Source organism: Gilliamella sp. ESL0250, from assembly GCF_013345045.1.
GTDB lineage: Bacteria > Pseudomonadota > Gammaproteobacteria > Enterobacterales > Orbaceae > Gilliamella > Gilliamella apicola_H.
The window spans coordinates 155,155-168,255 of sequence record NZ_JAAEDV010000004.1; the positions used below are offsets into that span (position 1 = coordinate 155,155).

General features: G+C 35.3%; 9 protein-coding genes and 1 pseudogene. 3 read left to right on the plus strand and 7 right to left on the minus strand.

Features of this window, described 5'->3' with window-relative positions; genetic code table 11:
* Positions 1-21: 21 nt before the first annotated feature.
* Positions 22-1,539: a type I-E CRISPR-associated protein Cse1/CasA gene (gene casA / locus GYY69_RS05140; protein ID WP_174796706.1), complete on the minus strand. Its 1,518-nt coding sequence runs from the start codon at positions 1,537-1,539 to the stop codon at positions 22-24.
* A gap of 71 nt (positions 1,540-1,610) precedes the next feature.
* Positions 1,611-1,781: a hypothetical protein gene (locus tag GYY69_RS05145; RefSeq protein WP_174796707.1), complete on the minus strand. Its 171-nt coding sequence runs from the start codon at positions 1,779-1,781 to the stop codon at positions 1,611-1,613.
* A 615-nt stretch (positions 1,782-2,396) separates the two neighbouring features.
* Between GYY69_RS05145 and GYY69_RS05150 the strand changes: the two genes are divergently transcribed.
* Both GYY69_RS05150 and frdD read left to right on the plus strand, forming a co-directional pair.
* Positions 2,397-2,792: a hypothetical protein gene (locus GYY69_RS05150; RefSeq protein ID WP_174796708.1), complete on the plus strand. Its 396-nt coding sequence runs from the start codon at positions 2,397-2,399 to the stop codon at positions 2,790-2,792.
* A gap of 14 nt (positions 2,793-2,806) precedes the next feature.
* Positions 2,807-3,163 (plus strand): fumarate reductase subunit FrdD, encoded by a 357-nt coding sequence (gene frdD, locus GYY69_RS05155; RefSeq protein WP_174796709.1) that lies wholly within the window; start codon positions 2,807-2,809, stop codon positions 3,161-3,163.
* 70 nt (positions 3,164-3,233) lie between these two features.
* Here frdD and GYY69_RS05160 read toward each other — a convergent pair whose 3' ends face one another.
* From GYY69_RS05160 to GYY69_RS05180, 5 genes and pseudogenes are all read right to left on the minus strand, one after another.
* Positions 3,234-4,097, minus strand: coding sequence for a hypothetical protein (locus GYY69_RS05160; protein ID WP_174796710.1), 864 nt, complete (start codon positions 4,095-4,097; stop codon positions 3,234-3,236).
* A gap of 234 nt (positions 4,098-4,331) precedes the next feature.
* Positions 4,332-5,915, minus strand: a pseudogene (yejF, locus tag GYY69_RS05165) (microcin C ABC transporter ATP-binding protein YejF); the annotation flags it as partial.
* On the minus strand, positions 5,912-6,943 hold the full coding sequence (locus GYY69_RS05170) for an ABC transporter permease (RefSeq protein ID WP_174796712.1): 1,032 nt from the start codon (positions 6,941-6,943) through the stop codon (positions 5,912-5,914). The gene GYY69_RS05170 and the pseudogene yejF, both read right to left, overlap by 4 nt.
* Positions 6,943-8,031, minus strand: coding sequence for a microcin C ABC transporter permease YejB (locus tag GYY69_RS05175; RefSeq protein WP_174796713.1), 1,089 nt, complete (start codon positions 8,029-8,031; stop codon positions 6,943-6,945). Before GYY69_RS05175 ends, GYY69_RS05170 begins: the two co-directional genes overlap by 1 nt.
* Before the next feature lies 1 nt (position 8,032).
* Complete coding sequence (locus GYY69_RS05180) at positions 8,033-9,976, minus strand: extracellular solute-binding protein (RefSeq protein ID WP_174796714.1); 1,944 nt, start codon at positions 9,974-9,976, stop codon at positions 8,033-8,035.
* Between the two features lie 354 nt (positions 9,977-10,330).
* On the opposite strand from GYY69_RS05180, the gene cas3 reads away from it, so the two are divergent.
* Positions 10,331-13,036: a CRISPR-associated helicase Cas3' gene (cas3, locus tag GYY69_RS05185; RefSeq protein ID WP_174796715.1), complete on the plus strand. Its 2,706-nt coding sequence runs from the start codon at positions 10,331-10,333 to the stop codon at positions 13,034-13,036.
* The last annotated feature ends 65 nt before the right edge of the window (positions 13,037-13,101 follow it).

A 13,101-nucleotide genomic window follows, 5' to 3' on the forward strand; every position in this document is an offset into this window, starting at 1 on the left:
TCTCCCTATCCAAAAACAAGGCTATTTGGTGTTTTTTATCTTTTTTATATACTTTAGTTTATTAAAATCAATGAGTAATTTTTCTCTAGCACTGATTTTTTCGGATGTAACCAACTGTTCATCAGGATTAGCAAACGCCGCTTTATCATAGGTTTGAGTAATATAATGTAGTAAAGTATTTGCCCAATTTGCTAACAAATGGAATCGACCTTCGGGATTATCTTTTTGGTCTATTAGTTGTTTTACAAATTGGTAAAATGCTGGTTCGGTCTCTTTCCAATAAGCGATATCTAACAAACTAGATTGTTTATTTATCGCTGTCATAGCTTTACGCAGTATTGGCAAGGTCTCTTTACTTAATTCTAATGCGAGTGCAATAAGCTCTTCTAGGTCGCTGTCAGGATCAGCTAAAGCGGGATATACAGGAAAAGTGTGTTCATACCAGCAACGTGCTTTCATATTGTCAAAATCATAACCAAAGCACCATAAGCGATAGTGTTCGTTATCTTTTAGCCTACGCGCTTCATGGATAAAGACCACTTTTGCCGCTTCAACATTATCATGTTTTGTTAGCATACCTAGCCAATCTCGATAAATTAAACCACCGGGTTGGCCTTTAATCGCTAATGGTGCGCCTGATTTACTATCAATTCGATATGGCGTTAAAGGATGTCGCCAATGTTGATATTGAATACCATAATTTTTAGTGTGATATTGCGTAATTAATTGTGACGAAGTTGCGCCACACAGATCACATTTCCCTTGCTTAGTCTGTTCAAAATCAAGTTCTATTCGTCGTGGCATTCCCCAAAAAGCTTGGCAATAACTGGCTTGTTCAGGAAATAGACTCAAATTCTTCGGTGGTTCACTGGTTTTAGTCGTATTGAGCCATGGAAAGACAGATTCATCAAATTGGCATGGTTTATCATCATCTAATGGTATTACGTTTAACCATAATTTCTTCCATAATGGTGTTGGTTTATTTAGTTCTGGCATAATCAACGTCGTTATCGGCCCACCACCACGCAAACTAACTCGATGTCCTTGTCCACCAGATGGTGCATTAGTTTGTAAAGTAAATAGTGCTATTGCTGCACAGTGTGGGCAAATTTCCTTGACAAAATCACGTTTGATAAAGTGGTCGGTGTTCTTCTTTAATGCGTTTTCACCTGGTGCTTCAACTAATAAACCTGATATTGGTAAAGCATTGCCGTCTAATTTCGTGAAATCTTGCATAAAGGCGGGTTTATTTGCACCAAATTGCATAGCCGATTTAACTTGATCAAATGCTTTATCTAAATCAGATTGCGAAATGCCATCATCCCAGTAGTCAAACCACTCCTCATTATCTTCTGGAGAAAAGGTGGTTTGCAATAAACCGATAAGAAACTGATAGGCAGCACCTTGAAAATCAGATCTAAAATAGGCTAAATCAGAAATAGTTTCATCAGCGATTTGACTAGGTTTAATCTTACTAACATGACCATCAAAATGGATAACCGGAATCCATTTTTCATCTAACAGCGAGAAAGAAGACAAACTATACTCCTTATTTAGAATTTTAATGTAAGCGGAAAGTTAGTTATTCCGCTTATCGGCTTTAACTTAAATTATTTAAGTATTCGAGGGGCTTGTTTATTGATCTCAATACTTAAACAATAAGATCGCGTTTCTTGATCATCTATTTTCTGTTTGATTTCAACAGCCCAAACTTTTTTACAAAACTGGCTACTTTTTTGCATTGCTCTTTGTAAATGAATAAAATACTTTATAAAATTCATAATTAATTACCTCTAAATTGATAATTGATAATTTTAGCAATGCATGTATAATCGAGGTTCTTCAATTCCGTGGCTATTACATACAATGCTAAAAGCTAGCTAGGTTGTTCTAGCCATTATTAATTTAGCATAGCAAAACAGGTAATATAACAAAAAATAAAAGTCCGTTAGTAATAATAATTAAATTTAATATTTCACTGAAATAAACATTCCCTTTATGATAGAATAAAAAATTATTTATGCTAGTTCCTTATATTAATAGGGATAAACCATCCGTAAGTAATAATTATATCAAGTTCCCCACATCTAGTGGGGTTTTCCATCTAAGTATACTAGTTAAACAAAACTTTTTATTTTTGGCTACTATTTATTGTCAAAAATGAGATCTGCATTTACTCTTTTTCAAAATATAAAAATAATTTCACGAAATAGACTATATTTAAAACTTGATAGTTAAAGCTCTTCGAGGCACATTATGCGAAGCATTATATTAACCAATGCCTATATCATAGCCGCCCATAAATAGGCGACATACCGTTGATTAGCCATTATAATAACGAAATAAATATTAACCATAACAGATCATTACAAATATAATGCAATCTAGAGAGATTTATGAATCAACAAAATAACAATAATTACCTTGATGCAGTTCAAACTGATGTAAAGCCCCCTTTTATAATTGCTATAATGCGTAAATTAGTCCCTTTTTCAATGATTTGGATAAGCTTAGTGTTAATGTATGGTGTCGTTTGTATGTACACAAATGCCGTTGGGCAAGATGAGTTTTACCGTTTTATCTTCTTTTTGCGTAGTCCTTTTGTTGTGGTGCTTAATTGTATTGCGTTATTGGTTAGCGTTTTCCATTCAATAAGTTGGTTCAACTCAGTGCCTAAAACGATATTTTCATACCATACTGATAAAAAAACAAAATCTTATTTATTCATTGTAGGGTTATGGCTGGTAACAGTTTTTGTTTCGGCATGTTTATTATTATTTATATTAAAATAAGTGGTCTTTAATCAATGAAAAACCAACAAATGCAAGCTAAAAGGTCTCATGGAAAAATCACAAAGGGGTTATTTGCTTTAGGTGGCACATGGGCGGCTGTTTTTTCACCTATTGTACTGGCGATTATCACATTTATCATTCCTTTTGGTAACGCAGCAACACGTTCTCATATTCTAAAAATAGCCAATACTGAAATGGGCAAATTGTTTTTATTTTTGATGATTTCATTACCTATCTGGTGTGGATTACAACAAATTTTAACGCTTTTGCACGAGCGTAAAATCCATCCAAAACGCGAAAAATTACTGACTGTTGGCTTAGCGTTAGCATGGACAATACATGCTATTTATATATTGTTTATTCGGGTATAGCTGGCATTTTTGGTTATAGGAATATAAAAAGCGTCATAAAACAAAATAACGCTTTTTATATTTTCAAAAACTAATAATATGTGAGTTCGCGGATAGTATTCGTTTGTTTATTCTCTTGATTATTTTTAACTTTACTTGCCGTAAGCCAATCATTTTTTTCATTAAACGTTAAAAATTTAGTTAAATAATGTGAAACTTCTTTTCCTGATGATAAGTAAGAAGATTCAATGGTAGTTAATCGATGATGATCGTTATCATATTGATACGAAAAATCACTTTCGTTTGTCATATTGTTGCTAAATTGGTACGACACTTTAGCAAGCTGTTGCTCTTGATATCCAAACGTATAGACTGAAGCCCCTTTTTGCTCTGCTCCGGTATATTTACCATTTTCATCAATTTCTTTAAGCTGCCATTGTACATTTTTATTGATAAGACAGTGATTACTATCGTATACGTAATTATCGGTTTCGAAAAAAACAAAATCGATAGCTTTTTTAGTCTGCTGTGATACGACAATTTTACCTTGTTCATCAGTATTAAATTGGATGATGCTATTGGTTTTATCTTCTACATCCTCAATAATATTTTCCCAACCAGATTTATTTTTTTGTAAGTGTTCGGAATAAATTCGAAAGTTTTTATCCGAATAAAGATCATAATGGCTTTGTGTGATAAGCCCATTAGGATCATATTCTAACGTGTGCTTAGCTAGCGAACTATTCGCATCAGTACCCAATTTGGTGGTTGAAGTCCGAATCTCTTGCTTTATACCTTTTACAGGTGAATCAATATAATCGAGGATTTGAAAAATATAGTTATTTGCCTCAACGATATTTTGGTTTGGATTATCACTACAGGTTATCGCCATCGCATTTATTGAAATGAGGGATAAACAGGGTGTTAATAAAAAAGGAAGTATTCGTTTTTGCATAATGAAACCTGTTAACTAGATTGATATATGATTTATTAACAATGGTCTATAATATAGACCATTGTTATCTATTGCTTTATACATTTATTTTTTGCGCATTAACAGTGCTTCTTCCCAATTGACCTTTTTGTCTTGCTGTTGCGCTGGCTGAGTATCATCTTTATGAGCAAATTTTTCTGTTTTTTCAACTTTATCTGCGTGTATCAATGTTTTATTTATTTTACGAGGTGGTTTATCTAAAAATGAGAGTAATGTTTTGGTATACTCAGTTTCGGGGGAATAAAAGATCTTTTCCCGTGAGCCTTGCTCAATAATGTTCCCCTCTTTCATAACAACCACTTGATGACACAGAGAATAAACCAAAGCTAAATCATGGCTAATAAACAAATAACTAAGCTGATACTTTTCTTGTAATGACTTAAGTAAATCAATAATTTGTTTTTGAATAGTATGATCTAATGACGAAGTTGGTTCATCTAAAATCAATAATTCTGGCTTCAAAATTAAGGCACGGGCAATGGCTATTCGCTGGCGTTGCCCCCCTGAAAACTCGGTTGGATAGCGATAACGCATATCAGGATCAAGACCAACTTCTTGCATAATGTCAACTACCGCTTGCTCACGCTCTGATTGGCTCAGTTTTTTGTGAGTGATTAAGCCTTCACTAATAATCTGTTCAACATTAAAACGCGGGTTAAGAGATGAAAATGGATCTTGAAACACCACTTGGATACGGCTTCGAAATGGTAACAGCTTTTTGCTGGTTAGATTTTGTATCGGATGGCTGTCAAATACAATGTTACCTTGCGATTTTATCAACCGTAAAATAGCTAAAGCAGTAGTGCTTTTGCCCGACCCTGACTCACCAACAATCCCAACTGTTTCGCCTTGATGCACGGCAAAGCCAGTATTGTTGACGATCTTCTTCTTTTGACTGCAAAATAAACGTTTTTTGGCAATAACTTCAACATTAAGGTGGTTAACATTAAGCAGTATTCCAGGTGTATCAGGCAATGGCACCGGCTCACCATGTGGCTGAGAATTTAATAGTGTTTGCGTATATTCATGTTCTGGACGTAAAAAGATACGCTGCTTATTATTGTATTCAACAATTTTGCCTTGTTGCATCACCGCTACTTTATCAGCGATTTTTTTAACAATGCTAAGATTATGCGAAATAAATAGCATGCTCATATTCAGTTCTTTTTTTAACTCTTTTAATAACTGAATAATTTGTGCCTGTACTGACACATCTAAAGCAGTGGTGGGTTCGTCTGCTATCAATAATTTTGGATGGGTTAAAATTGCCATAGCAATCATAACTCGCTGCCTTTCTCCGCCTGATAACTGATGAGGATAAGCCGATAATTTACTTTTTGGATCTTTAATCCCCACACGATCAAGATATTGCAAAATCTCGCAACGCGCATCATGTCGATGCATGCCTCGATGTAATGCTAGTACTTCATAAAGCTGTTTTTCAACCGTATGTAGAGGGTTCAATGACACCATTGGTTCTTGGAAAATCATACTAATTTGATTGCCACGTACCTGACGAAGTTCTTTATCTGGTGCTGATAATAAAGAGTTTTCTTCAAATAAAATATCGCCAGTTGGATAAACTACTTGCTCTTTATGTAGCAAACGCAGGATAGACAAAGCGGTAACACTTTTACCTGAACCTGACTCACCAACGAGTGCCAATGTTTCTTGCTCATCAATATCAAAGCTGATATTACTCACGACTTGTGATATCGTTTGTGCACCACATTTAAAAGCGATACTTAAATCCTGAACGGATAATAAAGGAGAACTCATCGATACGCTCCTTTGTTTGGATCGAATGCATCTCTTACTGCCTCACCAATAAAAATAAGTAATGAAAGCAAAGTTGCAATAATTAAAAACGAACTAAGACCAAGCCAAGGGGCTTGCAAATTGTTTTTCCCTTGTAGCAACAGGCGACCTAAAGATGGTGAATCAATCGGCAAACCAAAGCCCAAAAAATCTAGCGACGTTAAGGTGGTAATTGATCCACATAGAATAAAAGGTAAAAAGGTTAATGTTGCCACCATTGCATTAGGTAAGATGTGGCGAAACATAATTTTACTGTCGCTCACCCCCATTGCTCTGGCCGCACGGATATAATCAAAATTGCGAGTACGCAAAAATTCGGTACGTACAATTCCAGCTAACCCCATCCAACCAAATAAAACAGTAATGCCCAGCAACCACCAAAAATCAAGTGGTAAAATGCTGGCTAATAAAATAATTACAAATAAACCCGGCAAACCACACCAGATTTCAATAAATCGCTGTCCTAACAGGTCTACTGTTCCGCCATAATAACCTTGGATTGCCCCGATGATGATACCAATAAATGAAGTAAACAATGTCAAAAAAATAGCAAAAAACATTGAAATACGAAAACCATATAAGATATTGGCCAGTACATCGAAACCCGCATCAGTTGTACCTAACCAATGCGATGCTGAAGGAGGCGTTGGGAAAGTATTTTGCGTATCATAGATTAGTGTACTATAACTATAGCGAAACGGAGGCCATAAAATCCAGCCATTCGCTTCTATTTGATTTTGCACAGCAGGATCAAGATAATTAGTTTGTGTTTCTAATTGCCCACCAAACTCCGTTTCTGGATAAAAATGAAAAATTGGTGAATAGTAATTATCCTGATATTTAATAAAAATGGGTCTATCGTTAACAATAAAATCAGCAAATAGACTCATCACAAAAAAGATCGAAAATAACCAAAGTGAATAATAGCCACGGCGATTATGTTTAAATCGTTGCCAGCGTTGTTGATTAAAAGAATAATGAGTGGTCATCAGTTTCGAGCCTCAAAGTCAATGCGTGGGTCTATCATCATGTAAGATAAATCAGACAGTAGTTTTGTGATGAGTCCAACTAATGTAAAAATATAAAGCGACCCAAAAATTACAGGGTAATCACGTTGAATAATTGCTTCATAGCCTAATAAACCAAGCCCATTAAGCGAAAAGATGATTTCAATTAGTAACGAACCGGTAAATAAAATACCAACAAAAGCAGCGGGAAAACCCGATACAATCAGTAACGTGGCATTACGAAAAACGTGTTTATACACGATCTTTCTTTCACTTAGTCCTTTTGCTCGTGCGGTTATGACATACTGTTTGCGAATTTCATCTAAAAATGAGTTCTTGGTCAACATAGTAAGTGAAGCAAAACCACCAATAACTATTGCAATAGTAGGCAAACAGATGTGCCATGCATAGTCTTTCACTTTTCCCCAAAAATCGAGTTGTTCAAAATGATTCGAAATAAGTCCACGAAGTGGAAAAATATCCCAATAACTACCGCCGGCAAACAATACAATTAACAACACTGCTAATAAAAAAGGCGGTATGGCATAACCAATAATAATTAAGGTACTTGACCAAAAATCAAATGCCGAACCATCTTTTACTGCTTTACGAATACCTAACGGAATTGAAATCAGATAAACAATTAACGTACTCCATAATCCCAATGAAATTGAAACAGGTAAACTTTTGGCAATCAAGCCTAATACCGATTCACTTTTAAAAAAACTGTTACCAAAATCAAATAATATGTATTTGTTTAGCGTTTCGATATAACGTTCAAATATTGGTTTATCAAAACCGTATTGTTTTTCAATCATCGCAATAACTTGTGGATCAAGCCCTCGCGCTCCACGATAGTTTGACTCATTTTTATACTGCTGTACTGATGTAGATGAACCACTGCTTCCCGGCAATAGCCCTTGCCCTGCTTGCGGTCCATTTTCAATCATAGCAAGCGCCTGATCGACCGGTCCACCTGGTGCAACTTGCACAATAAAAAAGTTGATTGTTAAAATTACAAATAATGTTGGAATAATCAGTAACAATCGACGAATAAAGTAATTTAGCATATTAATGTTCCCGATTTTTAGGCAGGCTAGCTGCTTTGTCTGCATCATACCACCAGCTATCAACCCCGATTGCGTAAGTCGGTTGTATAGCTGGTTGCCCAAATTTGTTCCAGTATGCATAATACATTTTACTGTTATACCACATTGGAATCATTGGATATTCTTGCGTTAAAATACGATCAAGTGCTCGCCCAAGTGGCACTAGCTCTTCTTGATTATCCACATTTTTGGTAATTTCAGCAATTATGCCATCAATAGCCTTGTTATGTAATCCTGAAGCATTCCATGATGAGTTAAGATACTCACTTCCCCACAGTACCAGCAAATTTGAACTTGGGTAATTTACGGCATAATAATCACGTGCCACCATATCATAATCACGTTCACGAACGCGGCGTAATTGTTGTGCCGAATCTAGCAAGGTAATTTTCATGGTGATCCCCAAACGTGCCAAATTTTGTTGAAAGGGAATGGCATATTTAATATCACTACCAAGATAACTGATTAGTTCAAATTCAAATGGTTGCTGTGTTTTAGTGTTAATGAGTTTGCCGTCTTTGAGCGCCCATCCGGCTTGTTTTAATAATTCTGTCGCCTTTAATAAATTATCACGATTAAAACCCTGACCATCACTTTTTGGTACATAATAGGCATTGCCAAAAGCACGCTCAGGAATAATCTCTTTGTAAGCATTAAGCCACTTTAGCTCTTGCTCACTAGGCATACCTGTTGCTGCATATATCGTATTTTCAAAAAAGCTATAAGGTCTTTTGTAACTGTCATAATAAAAGGCATGATTTAACCATTCAAAATCAAATGCCAAGGTAATGGCTTCACGCACTTTGACATCTTTAAACAGATCGTTTTGTAAATTAAAGGCTAACCACTTAGTATCAGTTGCCGTTTGAACGGGTCTTTCTTGTTTAATAATATGGTTAGAATCAAAATATTTGCCTTGATATTGAGTAAACCAGTTTTTAGGCTGATCTTCTGCGCGCAGATCATATTCACCTGCTTTAAAGGCTTCTAGCGATACGTTATCATCCATATAGTAATCAATACGTTTTTCGTCAAAATTATCTAAGCCTTTATTAATGGGCAAATCGCGCGCCCAATAATTCGTATTACGTCGATAAACTACATACTGTCCTAATTTATATTCACTAATATAGTAAGGACCACTACCAACCGGTGGCGAGCTTAATGGTTCAGAAAGGTCATGATTTTGCCAAAAATGTTTAGGAATAACCCGCATACTACCAACAAATGAAAGGAGTTTTTCACGATCAGAATCAGGTATATCAACACGCACACGGTAATCATCTATTGCCTTAACCGTAATCCCTTTATTATAAACACGATACTGAGGTACCCCTTCGGTCATAAATTTATCAAAGGTAAATTCAACATCTTTAGCTGTAATTGGCTTATCATCTTGAAAACGCGCATTAGGGTTAATTGAAACTTCTGCCCAGCGGTAACTATCGGAATAAGTTATTGATGTCGCTATAAGTGGGTAAAAACTGGTAATATCGTCAGCAGTATTAGTAAAAAGGGTGTCATATAGCGATGCCGAGTTTCGCTCAGGAGCGCCACGGCTAGCAAAACGATTCAAATTATCAAAAGAACCAACTTCAGCCAGTTTGATTATGCCACCTTTCGGAGCATTGGGATTAACGTAATCAAGATGCTGAAAATGATCCGGATACTTGGGTTGACCTGAAAGTGAAAAGATAGTTTTGTGATAAATTTTCTCACGTTTTTCACTAGGAGCAACGATATCAATTTGTTTATCATCAGTCAATTGAGCTGGACTATTGGCATCAGCATCAATCTCTCTTTGGGGTAAAATTTGTTGTTCTTCATCGGCAAAAGCAGGTGCACAACAAATGACTATGCCACTTAGGCAACTCAAGATGAATAATGTTTTTATGGGTTGTTTCATTCGACTAATCATCCTAATTCCGTTCCTGCTTTTATTTAACAATAGCATGTTTATATTTCTTTTTATTTATTATTAACAAATCCAAATCATTTAAGACAATCATAATCGCCCTGTCAGGGCGTCTATTTTGCCAAACTTCAACTAAATGAGCAAAACCTAATTAATAAAGTTTATATAAAATGATAATATTAGCTAAAAACATAGCTTTATTTTTACATTAGAAATGCCTATATTAAACTAATTGTAAACAATAGGTCTCTTTACGTTTTTCAATATAAATAATTCATATTCTTTTAAATAAATATGCGTTGTATAAAGCATATTTTCCCAAAAGTCATAAAAGGATAAAATTTAATGATCGAATCGTTTTATCAATACTGGGGAAAATGTCGTCAAGGCTCTGATAATAATAACTACCATTTACTTCCATATCATAATTTAGACGTAGCCGCTTGTGGATATCAAATAGTTAAACACAACTATTTCAATTCAGCTGAACTATTTGTGCAAATCGGCTTTACTCCACAAGACAATGAAAAGGCAGCCCTCTGGTTTGCCTATTTTTTGACTTGGCATGATATAGGAAAATTCGCCAATGGGTTCCAACAGTTGTTTAAGCACAACAATCCTCAACTCGTTGCTGCTGATCCCGCAAAAAGATATATGTCCAGACATGATTCTCTTGGATTTTGGTTATGGGATACTTTTCTTATGGATAAAACCGAAATTCAGTTATCTAACTATAATAGGAAGATAAACCGTTTTTTGGATATATGGTTACTCATCATGACAGGGCATCATGGCAAGCCACCAGAATTGGGAGTAAATGGCAATTTGTCATTTAATCAACAAGATAAACAAGCAGCATTAGATTATATAAAAGCAATTAATGAGTTTTTTATTAGCGAACATAAATTAGCAGACTATTGCTCTTTCTTTTTTGATAAAGAATTGCAAAAAAAACTTAATCAAATAAGTTGGTTAATTGCTGGTTTAACCGTTATTAGTGATTGGTTAGGATCTAACGAATCATTTTTTCCCTTTTGTTCCCAAGTAATACCGCTTGCTGAATATTGGCATAAGCATGCTATTATTCAAGCAGAAAAAGCGATATCCACTTTACCCAAAATATCGCCCATCGCCCCTTTTATTGATATCAAAAATCTATTTCCATTTATTGAAAAGCCCACACCACTGCAACAGCAAGCATTATCATGCCAATTGTCTGATTCTGGTCCGGAATTATTTATTATGGAAGATGTTACAGGAGCAGGGAAAACCGAAGCATCAATGGTTTTAGCACATAGACTAATGACAGCTAAAAAAGCTCAAGGTATTTATATTGGCTTGCCAACCCAAGCAACCGCAAATGCCATTTATCAGCGTACAACGGGAATTTATGGTCAGTTATATCAAGACGATAGTCGCCCTTCGCTAGTATTAGCGCATGGTACTAGCTATATGAACCCTCATTTTAATCAATCAATTATCAGCAGCGAGGATAACAGCGAACAACTATATCCTAAAGGTGAACAGACCATTAGCACAGAGTGTCAGGAATGGTTTGTTGATACTCGGAAAAAAGCATTATTGGCTGAAGTTGGTGTCGGTACCTTGGATCAAGCATTAATGGCGGTTATGCCATTTAAACATCAATCATTACGATTATTAGGTCTAAGGCATAAGTTACTCATATTAGATGAAGTTCATGCTTATGATAGTTATATGGTTAAATTATTAGAATCGTTATTGCATTATCACGCGTTACAAGGTGGTAGTGCCATTATTCTTACCGCTACCTTACCCTATTTTTTACGTGAAAAGTTACTCAATGCATTTTATACAGGCTTAACAAATCACCCTCGAGATCTACATTTAAACCATAACTTACCTTTCCCTCTCATAACACAACTAAATCATAATGGTTTAATAGAACAAGCAATAGATACTCGGGATGAAGTCAAACGTCAAGTAAACATTGAATGGATAGATGATATTGATGCAGGTATAAACAAAATCCGCCACACGATAGCACAAGGTAAAATTATCTGCTGGATCAAAAACAGTATTGACGATGCAATTAGTTTGTATCAACAATTGCAATTAAAGTTAGAGATAGATAGCAATAATATATTACTTTTTCATAGTCGTTTTGCTTTTTGTGATCGCCTTGAAATTGAACAAAAAACACTAAAATGGGCAGGTAAAACATCTAACCATAATACTCGCCACGCAAAGGTGATTATTGCAACTCAAGTTATTGAACAATCGTTAGATCTTGATTTTGACGAGATGATTAGTGATATTGCCCCAATTGATTTATTGATACAACGTGCCGGCCGTTTAAGACGCCATGTACGAGATCAACAAGGTAATGTTAAACCTTTTGATGAAAAAACTCAGCCTTATGATGATCGTGGACAACCCATTTTAACTGTACTTGCGCCACATTGGCAGGACGATCCCCAAAAAGATTGGCTTGATAATCCAATCTTTCGCAATACCAGTTATGTCTACCCTAACCATGCTTATTTATGGTTTACCCAAAAAATATTACTGACTCAACGCGTTATCAAAATGCCTGAAGATGCCCGATTGTTAATTGAGTCAGTTTATGCACAAGATATTGAACCACCAACAGGATTACAGGAAGCCTTTTATTCTGCACAAGGGAAATCACTTGGCCAAGCTTCGATCGCAAATCAAAGTTTATTAAAGCTTAATGATGGGTATAATCGAATCTCTTGCAACGGATGGGAAAAGAGTGTCGAACTATCTACCCGACTATCAGAAGATAACGTCGATCTGTATTTAGCTTATAAGCTAGAAGATAAAATAATACCTTATTGCACCAATAGTGAATATGCGTGGGAGCAAAGTCGTGTTCCGCTAAGCATTTCAAAATGGGAAAAAATAAAAAAGGCTATCCCACAACTTGATCAACAAAGCTTAGAAAAGATTAGACTGCAAATACATAGACCTCAAGCCATTATTATCTTAATTGAACAAGGTAAAGACTCAATTTTTTACTCAAAAGAGATAGGATTTTATGCAAGTTAATTACGTATATATTTACTAATAATATGATTAAAAATCAAACTAAAAATTTGGTGGAATTTTACTTT

What these genes read in the sequence shown, in the direction of transcription:
- GYY69_RS05160 (WP_174796710.1), bottom strand. Translation starts at nt 4,097, where the DNA reads ATGCAAAAACGAATACTTCCTTTTTTATTAACACCCTGTTTATCCCTC.
- GYY69_RS05175 (WP_174796713.1), bottom strand. Translation starts at nt 8,031, where the DNA reads ATGCTAAATTACTTTATTCGTCGATTGTTACTGATTATTCCAACATTA.
- GYY69_RS05170 (WP_174796712.1), bottom strand. Translation starts at nt 6,943, where the DNA reads ATGACCACTCATTATTCTTTTAATCAACAACGCTGGCAACGATTTAAA.
- GYY69_RS05145 (WP_174796707.1), bottom strand. Translation starts at nt 1,781, where the DNA reads ATGAATTTTATAAAGTATTTTATTCATTTACAAAGAGCAATGCAAAAA.
- cas3 (WP_174796715.1), top strand. Translation starts at nt 10,331, where the DNA reads ATGATCGAATCGTTTTATCAATACTGGGGAAAATGTCGTCAAGGCTCT.
- GYY69_RS05150 (WP_174796708.1), top strand. Translation starts at nt 2,397, where the DNA reads ATGAATCAACAAAATAACAATAATTACCTTGATGCAGTTCAAACTGAT.
- frdD (WP_174796709.1), top strand. Translation starts at nt 2,807, where the DNA reads ATGAAAAACCAACAAATGCAAGCTAAAAGGTCTCATGGAAAAATCACA.
- GYY69_RS05180 (WP_174796714.1), bottom strand. Translation starts at nt 9,976, where the DNA reads ATGAAACAACCCATAAAAACATTATTCATCTTGAGTTGCCTAAGTGGC.